17 protein-coding genes are annotated in these 17,233 nt (G+C 55.3%); 5 read left to right on the top strand and 12 right to left on the bottom strand.

What is annotated here, in order from left to right:
* Nucleotides 1-46: 46 nt before the first annotated feature.
* Nucleotides 47-2,125 (top strand): ABC transporter permease, encoded by a 2,079-nt coding sequence (locus OGV89_RS17355; protein WP_003838617.1) that lies wholly within the window; start codon nucleotides 47-49, stop codon nucleotides 2,123-2,125.
* An 11-nt stretch (nucleotides 2,126-2,136) separates the two neighbouring features.
* Complete coding sequence (fbpC, locus tag OGV89_RS17350) at nucleotides 2,137-3,183, top strand: ferric ABC transporter ATP-binding protein (RefSeq protein ID WP_071687712.1); 1,047 nt, start codon at nucleotides 2,137-2,139, stop codon at nucleotides 3,181-3,183.
* Nucleotides 3,184-3,286: 103 nt separating this feature from the next.
* Here the strand turns inward: fbpC and mmuM are convergent, their stop codons facing one another.
* From mmuM to OGV89_RS17305, 9 genes are all read right to left on the bottom strand, one after another.
* Nucleotides 3,287-4,219, bottom strand: a complete 933-nt coding sequence (gene mmuM / locus OGV89_RS17345; RefSeq protein WP_061549851.1) for a homocysteine S-methyltransferase — start codon at nucleotides 4,217-4,219, stop codon at nucleotides 3,287-3,289.
* Nucleotides 4,206-5,609: an S-methylmethionine permease gene (gene mmuP / locus OGV89_RS17340; RefSeq protein WP_046669946.1), complete on the bottom strand. Its 1,404-nt coding sequence runs from the start codon at nucleotides 5,607-5,609 to the stop codon at nucleotides 4,206-4,208. Before mmuP ends, mmuM begins: the two co-directional genes overlap by 14 nt.
* Nucleotides 5,610-5,883: 274 nt before the next feature.
* Complete coding sequence (gene mhpT, locus OGV89_RS17335) at nucleotides 5,884-7,098, bottom strand: 3-(3-hydroxy-phenyl)propionate transporter MhpT (protein WP_008320943.1); 1,215 nt, start codon at nucleotides 7,096-7,098, stop codon at nucleotides 5,884-5,886.
* A 68-nt stretch (nucleotides 7,099-7,166) separates the two neighbouring features.
* Nucleotides 7,167-8,180 (bottom strand): 4-hydroxy-2-oxovalerate aldolase, encoded by a 1,014-nt coding sequence (gene mhpE / locus OGV89_RS17330; protein ID WP_003021379.1) that lies wholly within the window; start codon nucleotides 8,178-8,180, stop codon nucleotides 7,167-7,169.
* Nucleotides 8,177-9,127, bottom strand: a complete 951-nt coding sequence (gene mhpF / locus OGV89_RS17325) for an acetaldehyde dehydrogenase (RefSeq protein ID WP_003838629.1) — start codon at nucleotides 9,125-9,127, stop codon at nucleotides 8,177-8,179. Before mhpF ends, mhpE begins: the two co-directional genes overlap by 4 nt.
* Nucleotides 9,124-9,933: a 2-keto-4-pentenoate hydratase gene (gene mhpD, locus OGV89_RS17320; protein WP_061549853.1), complete on the bottom strand. Its 810-nt coding sequence runs from the start codon at nucleotides 9,931-9,933 to the stop codon at nucleotides 9,124-9,126. Before mhpD ends, mhpF begins: the two co-directional genes overlap by 4 nt.
* Nucleotides 9,934-9,942: 9 nt before the next feature.
* The gene (mhpC, locus tag OGV89_RS17315; protein WP_016149676.1) at nucleotides 9,943-10,809 is read right to left on the bottom strand and encodes a 2-hydroxy-6-oxonona-2,4-dienedioate hydrolase; all 867 of its coding nucleotides are present in this window, start codon (nucleotides 10,807-10,809) and stop codon (nucleotides 9,943-9,945) included.
* A 28-nt stretch (nucleotides 10,810-10,837) separates the two neighbouring features.
* Nucleotides 10,838-11,782 (bottom strand): 2,3-dihydroxyphenylpropionate/2,3-dihydroxicinnamic acid 1,2-dioxygenase, encoded by a 945-nt coding sequence (mhpB, locus tag OGV89_RS17310; protein ID WP_049002702.1) that lies wholly within the window; start codon nucleotides 11,780-11,782, stop codon nucleotides 10,838-10,840.
* A gap of 1 nt (nucleotide 11,783) precedes the next feature.
* A complete protein-coding gene (locus tag OGV89_RS17305; protein WP_286559031.1) occupies nucleotides 11,784-13,448 on the bottom strand; it encodes a bifunctional 3-(3-hydroxy-phenyl)propionate/3-hydroxycinnamic acid hydroxylase in 1,665 nt (554 codons plus the stop codon).
* A 191-nt stretch (nucleotides 13,449-13,639) separates the two neighbouring features.
* Here OGV89_RS17305 and OGV89_RS17300 point away from each other — a divergent pair, with 191 nt between their 5' ends.
* From OGV89_RS17300 to OGV89_RS17290, 3 genes are all read left to right on the top strand, one after another.
* A complete protein-coding gene (locus tag OGV89_RS17300; protein WP_286559358.1) occupies nucleotides 13,640-14,452 on the top strand; it encodes a DNA-binding transcriptional regulator in 813 nt (270 codons plus the stop codon).
* A gap of 135 nt (nucleotides 14,453-14,587) precedes the next feature.
* Nucleotides 14,588-14,893, top strand: a complete 306-nt coding sequence (locus OGV89_RS17295) for a putative quinol monooxygenase (protein WP_049002700.1) — start codon at nucleotides 14,588-14,590, stop codon at nucleotides 14,891-14,893.
* A 19-nt stretch (nucleotides 14,894-14,912) separates the two neighbouring features.
* Nucleotides 14,913-15,434 (top strand): hypothetical protein, encoded by a 522-nt coding sequence (locus OGV89_RS17290; protein WP_003838645.1) that lies wholly within the window; start codon nucleotides 14,913-14,915, stop codon nucleotides 15,432-15,434.
* 82 nt (nucleotides 15,435-15,516) lie between these two features.
* On the opposite strand, the gene OGV89_RS17285 is transcribed toward OGV89_RS17290, so the two are convergent.
* The 3 genes from OGV89_RS17285 to OGV89_RS17275 all read right to left on the bottom strand — a co-directional run bounded on the left by OGV89_RS17285 (nucleotide 15,517) and on the right by OGV89_RS17275 (nucleotide 16,992).
* Nucleotides 15,517-15,948, bottom strand: coding sequence for a hypothetical protein (locus tag OGV89_RS17285; protein WP_003838647.1), 432 nt, complete (start codon nucleotides 15,946-15,948; stop codon nucleotides 15,517-15,519).
* A 235-nt stretch (nucleotides 15,949-16,183) separates the two neighbouring features.
* Nucleotides 16,184-16,660 carry a cold-shock protein gene (locus OGV89_RS17280; RefSeq protein ID WP_003021353.1) on the bottom strand — a complete coding sequence of 159 codons (477 nt, stop codon included), beginning with the start codon at nucleotides 16,658-16,660 and terminating at the stop codon, nucleotides 16,184-16,186.
* A gap of 86 nt (nucleotides 16,661-16,746) precedes the next feature.
* Nucleotides 16,747-16,992 carry a YmjA family protein gene (locus OGV89_RS17275; protein ID WP_003021350.1) on the bottom strand — a complete coding sequence of 82 codons (246 nt, stop codon included), beginning with the start codon at nucleotides 16,990-16,992 and terminating at the stop codon, nucleotides 16,747-16,749.
* Nucleotides 16,993-17,233: the final 241 nt, after the last annotated feature.

Below are 17,233 nucleotides of genomic sequence, written 5' to 3'. Positions count from 1 at the left end.
GGGTGCGGCGTTAATACCGCATCCGGCCTGGAATACCGGAACCGCTATGTCACACACACTTGCACTCCATCCCGTGAAAAAACGGGATGCGATATTTCTTTGGGTTTTGCTTGGCTGGCTGGCGTTTGCCCTGTTGCCAAGCTGGAGCCTGGACTACGGTCTGCTGGAATCGACAGGCGAGGAAATACTCGCCGCCTACGGCTGGTCACAGTTCAATATCAGTTGGTTATGGTATCTGCTGCCGAGCCTGCTACTGGTGCGTCCGTTCCATGAGGCCAGGCGCGAACAGCGCGGCCGCCATTATCTTGATGCGGGCTGGGCTTTTTTCTGTATGGCGTTTATCGTCGCCAGCGCGACTCTTGAGGGGCGTGGCTTAGGCTATGCCACCATTGTGTTGTTTGTAGCACTTGGCGCGATCATGACCCTGGCGCTCACCCGTCTGGAATGGCTGGGCGGCGACCGTTTCGTCATCGGTTCGCTCACCGCGATTGTCGCGCTAATCGGTATTTTTATCGTCTGGCCGAGTATCGCTATTTTTATTCCGATGTTCACCAACGACGCCGGGGAATTTGCCCCGCTGGCGTTTATGAATGTGCTGTCGCAGGCACATATCATTCAGGTGATCCTCAACTCGATTATGCTGTCGATTGCCGTCGGCATCGGCTGTACCTTCTTTGGTCTGGTACTGGCTATCTATACCACCCGGATCGCCAGACGCAGCGCCATAATCGGACGTATCTTCTCGATTTTGCCGATCGTCACCCCGCCGTTTGTCGTGGGTTTAGGCGTCACGCTGATGATGGGACGCTCCGGCTACATCACCGAATTTATGGTCGAATGGTTTGGCTTAACCAACACCAACTGGCTGTACGGTTTTACCGGCATCTGGCTGGCGCAGGTGCTGGCCTTCACTCCGATGGCGTTTATGATCCTCGACGGAGCAATTAAAACCATTCATCCGTCGCTGGAAGAAGCGTCATATACCCTGCGTGCCAGCCGCTGGCAGACCTTTAACGGCGTGTTTGTCCCGCTACTGAAACCAGCACTGGCCAACGCCTTTTTGATTGTGGTTGTGCAGTCGCTGGCTGACTTTAGTAACCCGCTGGTGCTCGGCGGAAACTTCGACGTGCTGGCAACGCAAATCTACTTCTACATCACCGGTTCGCAGCTCGACTACCAGGCCGCCAGTACGCTGGGCGCATTCCTGCTGCTGTTCTCGCTGCTGGTGTTCTGCGTGCAATATATGTGGATTGGTAAACGCTCATACGTCACCGTTTCCGGTAAATCCTACCGGGGCGACGTGCAGCCGTTACCTGTGACGCTGGTATGGAGCGTGGTCGCGCTGCTGGCGGTGTGGATTGCCTTTAACGCCCTGCTGTACGGCAGCATTTTCTACGGCAGTTTCACCGTTAACTGGGGCGTGGACTACACCCTGACGTTAGCGAACTTTACCAAACTGTTCGGTCAGGGGATGAGCGACGGCGCATGGCCTTCACTGCTCGACACCCTGCTCTACGCCGGTATTGCCGCGCCGATCACCGCCATCTTCGGCCTGCTGATCGCCTGGGTAGTCGTGCGCCAACAGTTTAAGGGCAAGAAGACCATCGAGTTCACCACCATGCTGTGCTTTGCCGTCCCGGGCACCGTCGCGGGCGTATCGTACATTCTGGCCTTTAACAGCGCCCCGGTGTACCTCACTGGTACGGCGGCGATTGTCATTATCTCGATGGTAATGCGTAACGTCCCGGTCGGCATTCGCGCGGGTATCGCGGGCTTAGGCCAGATCGATAAATCACTGGATGAAGCCTCGCTCAGCCTGCGCGCCGGTTCGCTGCGTACCATTACGCATATCCTGCTGCCGCTGCTACGCCCGGCGATCCTTTCGGCGCTGATTTACAGCTTTGTGCGCGCCATTACCACCGTCAGCGCCATTGTGTTCCTCGTCACGCCGGATACCCGCGTGGCCACGGCCTACATCCTGAACCGCGTGGAAGACGGCGAATACGGTGTGGCGATTGCCTACGGTTCCATTCTGATCGTGGTGATGCTGGCGATTATTTTCATCTTTGACTGGCTGATCGGTGAATCACGTACCTCCCGTTCAAAAGCCAAAAACCAGGCGTAATGGAGCGCACTATGACTCAGAAAAATTTCGTTGAACTGCGCAACGTCACCAAACGATTTGGCAGTAATACGGTAATTGACAATATCAACCTCACCATCCCGCAGGGGCAAATGGTGACGCTGCTCGGCCCGTCCGGTTGCGGTAAAACCACCATTTTGCGCCTGGTCGCCGGGCTGGAAAAACCGAGCGAAGGGCAGATTTTCATTGATGGCGAAGACGTCACCCATCGCTCAATTCAGCAGCGTGATATCTGTATGGTGTTTCAGTCCTATGCCCTGTTCCCGCATATGTCGCTGGGAGAGAACGTTGGTTACGGCCTGAAGATGCTCGGCGTGTCCCGCGCTGAGGTGAAAACCCGTGTCAAAGAGGCACTGGCGATGGTCGATCTGGAAGGATTCGAAGAACGCTATGTTGATCAGATCTCCGGCGGTCAGCAGCAGCGCGTAGCGCTGGCCCGCGCATTGATCCTCAAGCCGAAAGTGCTGCTGTTTGATGAGCCGTTGAGTAACCTCGACGCCAACCTGCGTCGCAGCATGCGCGACAAGATCCGCGAACTGCAAAAGCAGTTTGATATCACCTCGCTGTACGTCACCCACGATCAAAGCGAAGCCTTTGCGGTTTCCGATACCGTGCTGGTGATGAACAAGGGACACATCATGCAGATCGGTTCACCGCAGGATCTTTACCGCCAGCCCGCCTCGCGCTTTATGGCAAGTTTTATGGGTGACGCCAACCTGTTCCCGGCCACCTTCAGTGACCAATACGTTGATATCTACGGCTACCACCTGCCGCGCCCGCTGCACTTTGATACGCAAGGCGAAGGCATGGTCGGCGTGCGCCCGGAAGCGATCACGCTCAGCGATCGCGGCGAAGAGAGTCAGCGCTGCGTGATCCGCCACGTGGCCTATATGGGCCCCCAGTATGAAGTCACGGTGGAATGGCACGGGCAGGAGATCTTATTGCAGGTCAACGCTACGCGTTTACAGCCGGACGTCGGCGAGCAGTATTATCTCGAAATCCATCCGTACGGCATGTTTGTTCTGGCGGATGCAGCATAACGTTTTGTGGCTTTGTAGGCCGGATAAGGCGCTTATGCCACCATCCGGCAATGCCTGATGCGCTTATCAGGCCTACAGTGAACGATGCAGGCCCGATAAACTCTCAGCTTCGCGCTTTTAGCGCGGCAATATCTTTCGGCGTGGTGCGACAGCACCCGCCAATCAACCGTGCGCCAGCGGCCTGCCACTGCGGCAGATAATCCGCCAGATGCGAACAATGCTCACCGTGATGATGCCAGGTTTTGCTCACGGCATCATACTGCTCGCCCGAGTTCGGATACACCACCAGCGGCAGCGCCGTTAAACTGTGTAAATGCTGCAACGCAGCGGTGGTGTTTTCCAGCGCAATGCAGTTAATACCTAGCGCCACCACCTGCGGATAATCCGCCAGCAACGCAACCACGTCACGCAGCGGCGTACCGTCGCTCAGGTGCTCGCTGTCGCGCAGGGTAAATGAGAACCACGCCCGCGCACGCGGATATGCAGTCAATAACTCAGCCAGCGCGCTAATTTCGGCAAAATTTGGCAGGGTTTCACAGGCCAGAAGATCGGCCCCGGCATCCAGCAAGGCTTCCACGCGCGGGCGGTGAAACGCCTGAAACTCTTCAGCGCTACGTTGGTAATCACCACGGTATTCAGAACCATCCGCCAGATACGCACCGTAAGGCCCGACCGATCCTGCTACCAGCAGCGTGCCCGCCTGCGGGTTCTCTGCCAGATACGCTTCGCGGGCTTTACGCGCCAGCTCCACGCTTTTGCCAATCAGCGCTTTCGACTGCGCTTCATCCAGATCTCGCGCGGCAAAGCCCGCCGGCGTCGCCTGATAGCTGGCGGTGATCGCGCACTGCGCCCCCGCCCGGTAGTAATCGAGATGGACTTCGCGGATAAGCTCCGGATTTTCGACCAGCACTTTGGCTGACCACAGACTATCGGCTAAGTTACAGCCACGCGCTTCCAGCTCCGTCGCCATCGCACCATCGAGCAGCAGGAAATCCTGTTTATCGAGGATGGCGCTTAACGGATTATTCTGCGACATGTTCGGGCTCCTGTTTGGTTTTACGCGGTTGAGTAAGGAAATAAGCACCATAACACACTGCCACAAACGGTAACCCGCACCACAGCGCAATTCTCTGCGCTGGATCGAATGCCAGCCCGACACAAGCCACCAGGCACAGCACAAATCCCAGTACCGGCACCAGCGGATACCACGGCGCGCGATAATGCAATTCACTCAATGCCTTACCCTGCTGCAGATGACGGCGGCGAAAGACGAAGTGTGAAGCGCAAATACTCAGCCACACCGCCACCACCGCAAACCCGGAGATTGCCGACAGCGCGACAAATACCGTATCCGGGGCCACCACGCTGGAAAACAGCGCCAGTACACCACCGAGCATACTGACCGACAGCGCCGTCAGCGGCACGCCGTTTTTCGTTACTCGCGCAAAACAGGCCGGTAGCGTACGTTCATTCGACAGCGACCACAGCATGCGCCCGGAGGCATACAGCCCGGAGTTCGCCGCGGATAGAATAGCCGTCAGGATCACGAAGTTAAAAATATCGGCGGCGTAAGGAATACCCACCTTCTCAAACACCAGCACAAACGGGCTTTTCTCCACGCCCGCCTGCTGCATCGGGATCAGCGCCGCCAGCACAAACACGGTGCCGATAAAGAAAATAATCAGTCGCGCGATAGTGGTACGAATCGCTACCGGAATGACCTTGCGCGGGTTTTCTGTTTCTCCGGCGGCAATGCCGATAAGCTCGGTTCCCGAAAAAGCAAAATTCACCGCCACCATCGTCATCAGGATCGGTAAGCCACCGTGTGGGAACCAGCCTTCCGCCGTGATATTACTCAGTCCAGGCGCGGGTGAGCCATCCTGCATCGGGATAAAACCAAAAATCGCCGCCCCGCCGAGGATTATAAAGGCGATGATAGTGACCACTTTTACCAGCGAGAACCAGAACTCCCCTTCGGCAAAAAAGCGCGTGGAGATGACGTTCAGACCAAAAATAATCGCGCAGAACACCACACACCAGACCCAAACCGGCACCTGTGGAAACCAGTACTGCATACAGAATCCGGCGGCGGTAAAGCTCGACCCCAGCGCCACAGTCCAGGTCAGCCAGTAGAGCCAGGCTACGGTATATCCCGTTGCGGGGCCGAGATAACGCGCAGCATAGACGTGAAACGCCCCAGTCTCCGGCATCGCGACCGAAAGCTCGCCCAGACACTGCATAACCAGCCAGACCACCAGCGCGCCAATCAGATAAGCCAGCAGCGTTCCCGCCGCCCCGGTAGTGGAGATGATGTACCCGGTATTGAAGAATAACCCTGTGCCAATCACGCCGCCTAAGGAGAGCATTATCAGGTGACGCGTTTTCATTGTGCGCTTCAGTGGCGCATTTTGTTGTGTTGTTTGCATATAACCTTCTAAACGTATGGACATCTAAACATCCAAAGAAGGTTTGTTATACCGCGTTTGTTAACAGAATGCAAAGTCAACCCTGCACCAGGCGCAAATGCCCGCGCCGGGCGCTTAATATCGGATGGGGATTAATAATCAAATACAAAAAGGGCCGCCAGCTCATAACGCCTCCGTTGCCAGGCTTTATGTAAACTCTGGCAACGTCCTCACCGGCTGGCGTTCACCCGGAAGTGGGAACCGTATCTCCCTGCTCATACTACCGAATGAGCGTTTAAGCACCGCTGGCAGGGATCGGCATCTGCGATTTGCGACTCATCAGAATAAATACCGCCAGCCCTGCCAGCAATATCCCCGGCGCAGAAGCCGCCATCACCCCTACCGTTCCGGTGCCGAGCGCTAACATTTTTCCTGCCAGCAACGGACCACTCATCGCGCCCAGACGCCCGACGGCGACAGCGGTACCAACGCCGGTGGCGCGGATCTGCGTGCTGTAAAACAACGGTGCCAGCGCATACAACACGCTTTGCCCACCGGTGGCAAACATCCCCGCCACAAATCCAGCCATCAACATGCCGCTCAATGACGATACCGTGCCCAGCGCCAGCAGTGATGCCAGCATCCCGGTGTAGATCAGCAGCGACATCACCACCGGACGCAGTTTGTCCATCAACGCCCCGAGAATTAACGTCCCGCTGGCCGCGCCGATTTGCAGAGCAAACATCACGCCTGCTGCCTGCGAGGGCTGAAAGCCCTGCTCGACCAGCAGCATCGGCAGCCAGTTGATCAGCATATACACCACCAGCAGGGTGAAGAAATAGCACAGCCACAGCAGCAGCGTGGCTGTCGCGGTGGTTGGCGCAAACAGAGCGCGCAGCGGCGCGGCAGCCACCTGCGTTTGTTGGGTATAAACCTGTGATTCCGGCAGCCAGCGCATTAACAGCGGAACCAGCAGCAGCGGGATCACCCCGCCGACCCAGAACACGGTTTGCCAGGCAGAGGCCAGACCGCTAAAACCGAGTGCTGCCGCCAGCGCCGCGCCAATCGGCACACCGCAATACATCAGGCTCACCGCCGTACCACGAAAACGCGGGCCCGCCGCCTCAGAAGTCAGCGCGATCAGATTCGGCAACGCCGCACCCAACCCAACACCGGTCATCAGGCGAGCAAACACCAGCGATGAGAAATCCCAGGATATCGCCGTCGCCAGTGAGAACAGGCCGAACAGCGCCACGGAGGCAATAAGAATGCGTTTGCGGCCATAGCGATCGGCCAGCATGCCACCCACCAGCGCGCCGGGCAGCAGCCCAAGAATGCCCGCGCTGAAGATCCAGCCCATCTGCATTTTATCCAATGCAAACGCATGGGCGATACCGACGGCAGCGATCCCGGCGGCCTGTAAATCCAGCCCTTCCATCAGGGCGACTAAAAAACACAGCCCGACGGTCAACGTCAGGCGGGATGAGGATGCGGGGGTACGGGTAGTCATAAGATGTACCTCTGAGGTCACGATGCAGGTGAATCGCGGCTGATACGTTGCCAGCCGCGTAATCATTTTTATTTTCTGTTGCGCAGATCCAACGCCACGTCGACGATCATATCTTCCTGGCCGCCCACCATCCGGCGTTTGCCCAGTTCAACCAGAATATCTACCGCGCTCAGGCCATAACGCGCCGCCGCCACTTCGCAGTGGCGCAGGAAGCTGGAGTACACGCCGGCATAGCCCAGCGCCAGCGTTTCGCGGTCCACCCGCACCGGGCGGTCCTGCAGCGGACGCACCAGATCGTCGGCGGCGTCCATCAGCGCATACAGATCGGTGCCGTGCTGCCAGCCAAGCTTATCCGCCGCGGCGATAAACACCTCCAGCGGCGCGTTGCCTGCGCCTGCGCCCATACCGGCCAGGCTGGCATCGATACGATCACAACCCTCTTCTACCGCAGCAATCGAGTTCGCCACGCCAAGGCTCAGGTTGTGGTGGGCGTGCATCCCGGTTTCTGTTTCCGGCTTCAGCACCGCTTTCAGGGCGCGGAAGCGGTCACGGATATCAGACATGTTCATCGCCCCGCCTGAATCGACCACATAGATACAGGTCGCACCGTAGTTTTCCATCAGTTTCGCCTGCTGTGCGAGGTTTTCCGGCGTGGTCATATGACTCATCATCAGAAAGCCGACGGTGTCCATGCCCAGTTCACGCGCATACTGAATATGCTGGGCCGACACGTCCGCTTCGGTGCAGTGGGTCGCCACGCGTACGACGCGCGCCCCAGCCTGATACGCATTTTTCAGGTCATGAATCGTGCCGATGCCCGGCAACAGCAGCGTGGCGATCTTGGCGTGCTTGACCACGTCCGCCGCCGCTTCAATCCACTCCAGGTCGCTGTGCGCGCCAAAGCCATAGTTAAAACTGGAACCCTGCAGACCGTCGCCGTGCGCCACCTCAATGGAATCCACCCTCGCGTCGTCCAGCGCTTTGGCAATCTGGCGCACGTTTTCCAGCGAATATTGATGACGAATGGCGTGCATGCCGTCGCGCAGGGTCACGTCAGAGATATAGAGTTTTTTACCGTTCATGCTGCTTCTCCTGCCTGACGAGTGAGTGACTGCGCCATTTTCTCAGCGGTCGCCAGCGCGCTGGAGGTCATAATGTCGAGGTTGCCCGCATAGGCAGGTAAATAGTGCGCCGCGCCTTCCACTTCCAGATACACCGCGGTTTTCAGCCCGGAGAACTGGCCGATGCCCGGCAGATTGACCGGTTTATCCTGCGGGATGACTTCAAACTGGACACGCTGTTTCAGACGATAGCCCGGCACGTACGCCTGCACCGCCGCCGCCATCTCATTAATCGATGCTTCAACTTCAACCTCAGAGGCCGCTTCGCTCAGCACATACACCGTGTCGCGCATCATCAGCGGCGGCTCGGCTGGATTAAGGACGATAATCGCTTTACCTTTTGCCGCGCCGCCAACCACTTCAATCGCCTTCGAGGTGGTTTCGGTAAACTCATCGATATTAGCGCGCGTGCCTGGACCCGCAGATTTACTGGCTATCGAGGCGATAATTTCGGCGTAATGGACTTTTGCCACGCGAGAAACTGCCGCCACCATCGGGATAGTCGCCTGCCCGCCGCAGGTCACCATATTAACGTTCTGCTGATCAACGTTGGCCTCCAGATTCACCACAGGCACGCAGTACGGGCCGATTGCCGCGGGCGTCAGGTCGATCAGGCGGATCGCTGGTTTAACGGCGCGCAGCGCGGCGTCGTTCTTCACATGCGCGCCTGCGCTGGTGGCATCAAAAACAATGTCGATGTCGGCGAATTCCGGCATGGCGATAAGCCCTGTCACCCCTTCATGGGTGGTGGCAACGCCCATGCGTCGGGCACGCGCCAGACCATCAGAATCTGGATCGATACCGACCATCACCGCCATTTCCAGATGCTTCCCGTGACGCAGAATTTTTATCATCAAATCGGTACCGATGTTGCCGGAGCCGATAATGGCGACTTTACGCTTACTCATGACTGACTTCCTCTTGTAACCGCCGCTGAAAAAGTGGCGGCAACTGAACCAATACCGTCGATATGGGCCTCGAAACGATCGCCCGCATTCACCGCCACCATCGGGCCTAACGCACCGGTGAGAATGATATCTCCGGCACGTAGCGGCTCGCCGAGGCTGGCCATTTTGCGCGCCAGCCAGACGGCGGCGTTGATCGGATGTCCCAGGCATTCGCTGCCGCGTCCGCTGGAAACCTCTTCGTTGTTGCGCGTCATTTTCATCGCGCAGTTTTTCAGATCTAATCCTGCCGGACGCTGTGCCGGGCCGCCGACCACATACACCCCGCAGGAGGCGTTATCCGCCACGGTATCAACAAACTTGATTGACCAGTCACGGATACGGCTGCCGACCACTTCCAGCGCGGGCAGCACCCACTCGATGGCGTTATACAGCTCGTCAAAAGTAGTGTCGGCATTGGGCAGATCGCGGTTCAGCACCAGCGCGATTTCCGCTTCAATACGCGGTTGCAGCACGCGCTCAAACGCAATGGTGTCGTTATCGCCGTAGCACATGTCGGCAAACAGCGTACCGAAGTCCGGCTGATCGACGCCAAGCTGCTGCTGCACTTTCGGGTGTGTCAGCCCTACTTTGCGCCCGACCACGCGACGCCCGCGCGCCACTTCATACTGCACGTTGATGCGTTGAATGGCGTAGGCCGCTTCGCCGTTGTCCACACCAATCAATTCACGCAGTGGGGCGATAGCTTCCCCTTTTTCTTCAGCCTGACGTAAATCGGCGGCCAGCTGCTCAATATTATGATTCGTCATGTCCGTTCCTTAAGGGCGTGCGAGGAAATTCAGCACCAGCTGGTTAAAGGCATCCGCATGCTCCCACTGCGCCCAGTGCCCGCAGTCGCGGTAGATATGCAGCTCAGAACCGGCAATTCCGGAGAGCAGGCGCAGACCGGCATCCATCGGCACAAAGCGGTCATTGCGTCCCCAGACAATCAGGGTCTGGGCTTTGATTTCACCCAGACGCGGGCTGAAATCCGGGAACTGTTTCGGGTTGGCCTCCAGACTCTGGACAAAGTTTTCCAGGTGATCGCGACGCGACAGCATGTTATTCAGTCGTGCCTCAAACAATGCCTCGGTCAGGTCGCTGGTGTCGAAGACAAAGATCTCCATCATCAGCTTCAGGTTCTCGATGGTCGGCTCGCGGTATAGCTGATTCAGGCGCTTGATACCTTCGGTCGGCATCGGGGTAAACAGACTCATGCCGCCCGTTCCGCCACCCATTAGCACCAGTTTGCCCACGCGCTCCGGCCAGCTCAGGGTAAACGCCACAGCACTGTGACCGCCCATCGAGTTACCCAGCAGGTGGACTGTTTGAATATCCAATTGATCGACTACGCTTTTCAGAATGCGAGCGTTGAGATCAGATCGCGAACCGCGGTTAACGATCCCATCGCTTTTGCCCCAGCCAGGACAATCCAGCAGGATCACCCGGTATCCGGCCTGTACCAGCGGATCAATATTGCGGCTGAAGTTTGCCCAGCCCGTCGCGCCAGGACCGGAGCCGTGCAGCAGCACGACGGTCTCTTCGCCCTGTCCACAGTCATTGAAATGCACGCGTAGTGTTTCGCCTGCTTCCTGCACCTCCAGAAAACGACTGGTAGCGGCTTCGGTTTGCGGTTGATAAGTCATGATGTTCTCCTGCATATTCAGTTCTGTTTTAGTTCTGCGTAGTGGCACTCAGAGAGCCGAATCCGGCGATCCACTCCGGGATCGGGCGGTAATAACGACCTTCGCTGCGCCAACTGCCAAAGGCAGAAATGGCGGCAAAGGCGGCAACCCAGGTTTTAACTTCGTGCGTTGATTTGCCCGCCATCGCGGACAGCTCTTCGTTACTGACCGCGTCCAGCTCCTGCAAACGCCCCTGCTCAAGCAGGCTCATAAAGCGGTTATCCCAGACAGGGTTCAGCGGGTGCAGCGTGTTTTGATCGACCACGAACTTCTCGGCGGCGCTGATCACCCGCTGCTGGCGCAGCTCGCGCTCGTTTTCAGGTAACTGTTTGCCGCTGCCGAGCAGGCGGTCACGCATATGGGCATCAGCCTTCGCCAGCTCCGGGACCGGCGGTTGATGCGATAGACCACCGGAGCCTAAAAACAGCACGCGCTTATTCAGCGAGCTGGCGAAACGGCCAATCGCTTCCCCGAGCATGCGGGTACGCTGAAAGCCCGGCAGCGGCGTGGCGACGCCGTTAATAAACACCGGCAACACCGGCACCTTATCCAGACCGCCGAGCAAAAACTCCAGCGGCTGCGCGAAGCCGTGATCGACCTGCATGTTGTAGGACACGGCAAGATCGATGCCGCTTTTCATCACCGCGTGGGCGCAGGCTTCAGCGAGATCTGTCGGCACCGGCAGTTCCCCCGCCGCGCTGCCGAAATCGCCGATCGCCGTGGCTCCCACGCCTAAACAGAACGGCGGCATCACGTCGTAGAAAAAACCGTTGTAGTGATCGGGGGCAAACAGCACTACCAGTTCCGGGTCGAACGCCGCAATACGTGCCCGGGCGCTGGCGAGCACGCCGTTAACCTCGTCAAGCACAGCCTGAGCCGGGTCGACATAGCCCACCAGCGGCGAGTGGGAAAGACAGTGAAGATAAGCGTGCATATCAGGCAACCTTTTCAACAGGAATATCGGCAGTAGCGCGGGTAAGTGTCATCACCGACGCCAGTTTATTCAGGGTGCTGCCCAGGGTTTGCGGAATGGCGATGGCGGCCACGAAGCGGTCCGGGCGCATTACCACCAGCGCGGCGTTGTGCTGGGCAAACCACGCGCGCAGGCGGTTTTGCGTATCACCAATGCGGGTAACGCCGTCGTGGTTATCCTGATCGGTATGTATCTGCGTATCCGGCACGACCTGGATAAAACGCGTCCCCAGCGCCTGCCACTGTTGGATCTGCGACTCGCTCATGCCCCATAGCGGGTTACAGCCCCAGCCAATCACCGCGAAATTCGGTCCAATAACGTTGTCGAGCAGCGTCACTTCGCCCGATTCCAGCGTCACCTTCGGCTGGATAAACATCTTGCCGACCGGAGACGTTCTCACGTCACCCTCACGCACCAGTGCTCCCACATGGTATTGCGGCATCGGCTTAAAGCGCATTTCGAGGAAGTAGCGTTTGACCGGCGGAATATAATTCAGCAGCCAGGAAACCCCGTCGCGCACCGCACCGTGCCAGCGTTTTGGCGGCGCCAGCACGTTGCCAGCGGTCACGGAGAGATCGATCATTGCTTTGGCGTGGTCGCGGCGTTCCTGCTGGTAGGTATCCAGCAGCGCATCACCGGCTTTGCCCTTAATGACCAGCGCCAGTTTCCACGCCAGATTGAAAGCATCGCGCATGCCGCTGTTGTACCCCTGCCCCTGCCAGACCGGCATAATATGCGCCGCATCGCCCGCCAGCAGCACGCGGTCAATGCGAAAACGTTCGGCCAGACGGGCGTTATGGGTATACACGCGCTGGCGGATCAGCTCGACGTTGTCCGGGTTCGGCAGCACTTTGCTCAAAAGCTGACGCATATTCTGCGGTTCACTGAGCTGCGCTTCGGTTTCCCCCGGCATCACCATAAATTCAAAGCGACGCACCGCGTGCGGCAGCGCAGCGGAGACATACGGGCGCACCGGATCGCAGCACAGATACACATGCGGTGTGCTGAGCGGATCGTTGGCAATATCCACCACAATCCACTGATTCGGCGCGGTTTTGCCTTCAAACGGCACATTCAGCGAGCGTCTGACGTTGCTGCCGCCGCCGTCGCATGCCACCAGCCACTGGGCCTTCACCGTTTCGCGCTGGCCGTCCGGAGCTTTCAGATTCAGCGTTACTTCACCGTTCTGTTGGCTAAAGGCTTCCAGTTCGCGGGAGAACAGGCAGCGCACGTTGGGAAAACGCGACAGCCCTTCCAACATCACCGCATCCACCTGTGGTTGAATAAACGCATTGCGGCGCGACCAGCCAAATTCGTCGGTCATCGGCTGGATATCAGCAAAGCAGCGGCCTTTCGGCGTGAGAAAGCGCATCGCGTGCCACGGCGTGGTGTGCGGCAAAACGCGCTCGACCAGCCCCACAGACTGCATGGTGCGCAACGCTTCATCGTCAATGCCGATGGCTCGGGGATAGTCGATCAGCGTGTCGAGCTTCTCCACCACCAGCACGTCAATGCCCATCTGGCCAAGATAGTTGGCCATCATTAGCCCCACCGGGCCGGCACCAGCAATCGCGACCTGAACGGTGTGCTGCACAGCGGGTTGGATATCCGGGTTTTTTGTTGTCATTTCAGAACCTCACGACTCGGACAAAACGCAATTGCGGACCCTGGTGAGGCGCAATTTGTTTTGTTAAAAATATGTGAATAATTTTTTGTTGTGCGGTCAGTATAGGAGTGAGTTTTTGCGCTACAATCAAAACATGCCTGGATGTGCACTAAGTGCACAACGTTGTTTTACCTGTAGATTTGTCAATGAATATGAAAAATGACGAGAGCACTGAGTACAAAACCGTACGCGGATTAACGCGCGGATTAATGTTATTAAATATGTTAAACCGGCTCGATGGTGGGGCCAGTGTTGGCTTACTTGCTGAGTTAAGCGGCCTGCATCGCACCACGGTCAGACGGCTGCTGGAAACCCTGCTGGACGAGGGTTATGTTCGGCGCAGCCTGTCCGATGACAGCTTTCGCTTAACCATTAAAGTCCGCCAGCTCAGCGAGGGATTTCGTGACGAGCAGTGGATTTCCGCACTAGCCGCCCCGCTGCTGGGGGATTTGCTGCGCGAGGTCATCTGGCCGACCGACGTTTCCACGCTGGATGTGGACGCGATGGTGGTACGTGAAACAACCCACCGCTTCAGCCGCCTGTCGTTTCACCGGGCGATGGTCGGGCGTCGTTTGCCATTGCTGAAAACCGCATCCGGCCTGACCTGGCTGGCATTCTGTCCGGAGAATGAACGTCAGGAACTGATTGAAATGCTGGCCTCCCGACCAGGAGAAGCGTTCCAGCTTGCGCGCGAACCGCTGAAGCTCAATGCCATTTTAACCCGCGCGCGAAAAGACGGTTTTGGCCAGAACTTTCGCGGCTGGGATCAGGAGGAGAAAATCGCTTCTATCGCTGTCCCCATCCGTAGCGAACAGCGGGTGATCGGCTGCCTGAATCTGGTGTATATGGCCAGCGCCATGACCATCGAACAGGCCGCGGAAAAGCATCTTCCGGCCTTACAAAAGGTGGCGAAACAGATAGAGGACGGCGTCGAGTCGCAGGAGATTTTGGTGGCCGGGAGGTGAGATGGATCACAGTTATGCGGATCATCTGATTGATAGCTGGGATGACTCACTCACCTGCCGATATAACATTGTGGTGTCTTGCCCAAGTGATATCTACATTACATAGTGTGCATTCGTTTTCTGCCAGGAGGCTGCATGTTAAAGGTCATTGCTGAGGATTTCATCAAACCTGAGTTTATTGAAACCGTTCTCCCGTTGTATCGTGAGCTAATATCGGCAACGAAGAAAGAACCGCATTGTATTGCTTACGACCTCTATATTGATGAAAAAGATCTGGGTCATTTTATTTTTATCGAAGAATGGCCAAACCATGCGGCTCTCGATGAACATTGTGCCAGTGAGCATTTCCGACGACTTGTACCGTTAATTGATCAATACACGCGACAGGAAGCACGTTACATATTGATGGATGGCGTGGTAAATCCAACGGTCATATCATAATTAAGAAATAGGATAGGTAATGAAGAAAGTACTTGGTTTACTATTAATTATGTTTTTAACAGGATGCTCCACACCAGGCAAACCAGCCTTTTACTACCCCTGGACACAGTACAAAACGGGCATCGATATTCAGCTGCCAAAAGATCCTAAATATAATGATGCTTTCCATGGGACTTTACGCCTCGATGACGATGGCGATTATGCAATGATCGTTATTTATAACGGCGGTAATGTGGTTACCCAATTCGGCTATGTCACGAAAAGCAATCTTGAAAACTGGATCACACTTTATTCTGGCTTCTTAAAATGGGATCCAAATGATTCAGGTGTAACAACAACGTTCACCATTCCTGATACAGGCTCAACGTTTAACAAAGAATACGATGTTGAGTATCGTGTTGTTCAGAGCAAAAAGCTCTTTGTCATTAATAAACATAGCTCCGGTACCTGGTTTATCGACTTCTCAGAGATATCGATGGACGAGGCAAATGTGCAGAAAGCACTGGATGTCTATGAAGGATTACGAGGCAAGCTTAAGTAGCCAGATGCTGAACCTGGTCTCTTGTAAAGAGGCCAGGGCCATATCAATAAAGAGTGGCGTCAATAGTCTCTCCTTCTGCTTTTCATAATCGCAACATCAATTTTAATTTTTTAATATTTTCATCATCCGGAACCTGGTGTATGTCAACACAGTAGCTCTCTTCATACTCTTCAATTATTCTTTGGGCCTCTCCTCTACGGTTTCGGCCATTCATCCATAACTCATCTCTGGCATCCTGACCTATTCTCATCATGTCATAAGAGCTAATATGCGGTGGTGAGCGGCCAAATATAGCCGTGACACCGTTTTTTTCGTAATTTTCTTGTGCCAGGGAATTACCTATCTCATTAACTGCCAAACCACACTTTAGTAATTTTTTAACTTTCGTTTCCTGACTATCACAACCCTGCAAAACAAACAAACCCGCTATAATGATCACTATTTTATATATTTTCATCTTTCGCCCGAAAAATTCATATAAACTCATTACGAAGTGATCAATTCCGACAGACATTTATGTCCTCATAATGAGGTAAGCATCAGACCTCGGTTTAGTCACTTTCGGGATAACTGTATCATCTGGAATGCTTACAAAACAATTCAATATAATCAAAAGCATTCTTATGCTGCTGCAAGTGTGATTAGGGTTGTCAAAGAAAGCTATTCTTATTTCAACCCATTCACACAATACTAAACCGAAACCCGTCTGAAAAGAGCAGCGTTCCGGTTTTTATTCAGTCTGAAGGGCTTCAGACCTTAAGCAGTTTCACCGTCTCGTCAATGTCGATTTCATCTTCAGAGAAAATCAGCGTCGTGCCCTGAAAGGTGGTGATAGCCAGCTTTTTCAGCGTGCGCATTTCACCAGGCTTCACGTCTGATTTTGGTCGGATGCTGTTCATCAGCACGCCGACAGACAGCACTGCATTTTCTTTGTCGATACGGGTCTCTACAGGGACTTCTTCGCTGTAGACCAGGAATGACTTGATCGAGGTGAGCTTCAGACGCTCGCCTGCGATATAGATGTACTTGCTGTCTGGTATGACTTTTACCGCGTAGGCAGACAAGCCTTTGTTATTGGTGGTGGGCTCAAAAGTCACCGCCGCGTCTTTCTTGATCAGCTCAGGATTAGCAACCTTAATCACATGAAAATAGCGATTGTCGCCGTTTTCATCTTTGATAAATCCAAAGCCTTTATCTTTAAACCACGTTGTGATTGTTCCGTTCATTGCTGTTTCCGCCTGATTAAACCTATTATTCGTAGAGTATACCTACTCAATTTGCGCGCAGTGTAAAACACAGGCCATACCTTTGGCTACTCGTTACCCCAACGATTGAGGAACTCCGCGATATCATCGATACGCTGAGCGTCGACACCGGCCACGGTTGCCATCTCCTGCTGCGCTTCTTCGCTGATCTCTTCGTTGTTCATCAAACGGGTAATCAACTGCTGGAAGTAGTGCGCCAGCGCGTCACGTTCTGTGTCGCTCACCGGCTTTGCGGCCTCGGTCGCGTACTCGTCGGCGATATCATAATATTTAAGCGGAATGTCGTTGTTCATCAGTTGCTCCGGGGGGATATGCGTGTGCCAGCAGTTGCCTGCCGCGTCTGATGTGAATGATAGCATTCTTATTTCATGGTTCGCGATCTGTTTTATTGGTCACTATGCATTACATATATCAATAATGTTTTCTGGCACTGCTTCGTATTTAATAAAATTTTCCGTATTTAAGTAACAGCACTCTTATTCATTTCGATATAATGGCAGCAAATTAAATAACGAGTTACAAAGGAAATATTAA

Source organism: Citrobacter sp. Cf125 (genome assembly GCF_030333935.1).
Taxonomy (GTDB): Bacteria; Pseudomonadota; Gammaproteobacteria; order Enterobacterales; family Enterobacteriaceae; genus Citrobacter; species Citrobacter freundii.
This window is presented reverse-complemented; position numbering and strand designations above follow the sequence as displayed.